The 1082-nt window shown below is 36.6% G+C and carries 1 protein-coding gene; it reads right to left on the bottom strand.

Annotated elements, in window-relative coordinates:
• Positions 1–323 precede the first annotated feature (323 nt).
• On the bottom strand, positions 324–938 hold the full coding sequence (locus QMA12_RS22055; protein ID WP_290211514.1) for a hypothetical protein: 615 nt from the start codon (positions 936–938) through the stop codon (positions 324–326).
• Positions 939–1082 lie beyond the last annotated feature (144 nt).

Raw genomic sequence — 1082 nt, 5'->3', positions numbered from 1 at the left:
CTAACTGGATCACATTGATGAAACCAGCCGCCTTGAATAGTGCCATGATCAGGTTAACCGATGAATGTCTAGTGCCCCAGTAAGCCCAAAAGGATATGGGAAAAACCTGGCTGCGATGAGATCGCAATAAGAGATTACTGCGTAACGCACCTATATGTGTTTGCCGTAAGCTACTTGCTTAACAGCCGCATCGACAGACGAAGTAAACGAATTTGTTTATTGATTTAGAATTGACCGTCAATTTATAAAAACGGTCAAAAAGAGTACTATTGCCTATTGACAGAGTTAAGGCTCATATGTGTTATAAGCCACTTACCCTACACTTATTTCTTGATGTTTTTTGGTATAAAACCAAGTAGTTGTTCAGTGCTTTGAATTGTTAGCCGTTGCTCTGGAAACTGGTGCAATTTAATATTTAAGTACTCAGTGCCAGAAATTAATTTACCTACTCGTTTAAGAAAGCTGGGCGTTTTATCAGAAAACAAACCTCTTTCCGATGTAATAGCTTCAATGTCTTGCCAAGGAATAAACAAGTTTTTATGACCAAACTTAAAAGGAAAAAGTACTCTTAAATAAACTCCTTTACTGTTTGCTGCAACTTTCAAAATACCATTATGTCTTGTTTTTCCGATATACCCATTTCCAGCTTGGAAATTTTCGTCTGGATTATCGTATTTATTATTCCCATACTTTTTAGCTAAATTTTGCCAGCCACTTTCTTTTCCTAACGTATAAGAGACACCAAACCAACCAGCTATAAAAACGATAAAAAACCAGTGGGAGGTTAAAAAAGACTCTAATAAGTCCTGAAAATTGATTACATACTCTTGAGCAATAGGAGGAATTTCACCACCAGTGCCAGAATAGAAAGAAAGGATGAAAAATGAAAAAAATGAAACAGCCCAAATTAATCCAATAAACTTTAAAACAATCTTCATACTATCCTTGTGGCTTATAACATTTTAGTATTTATGCGACACGCAGTTTGTGTTGCATAATCGCTTGTTGGACTGAGGCGCTACCTGCTCGGTGTATAGAGTTGGTGTTGTTTATGCTATGGGAATTTGCTTTTTAGAGGCTCT

Source organism: Pseudoalteromonas sp. APC 3893 (assembly GCF_030408095.1).
GTDB lineage: Bacteria > Pseudomonadota > Gammaproteobacteria > Enterobacterales > Alteromonadaceae > Pseudoalteromonas.
Note: the sequence above shows the minus strand (reverse complement) of the source record. Positions and strands in the feature narration are given on the sequence as shown.

Coding starts and splice junctions, on each gene's coding strand:
- QMA12_RS22055 (WP_290211514.1), bottom strand. CDS start 938: ATGAAGATTGTTTTAAAGTTTATTGGATTAATTTGGGCTGTTTCATTT.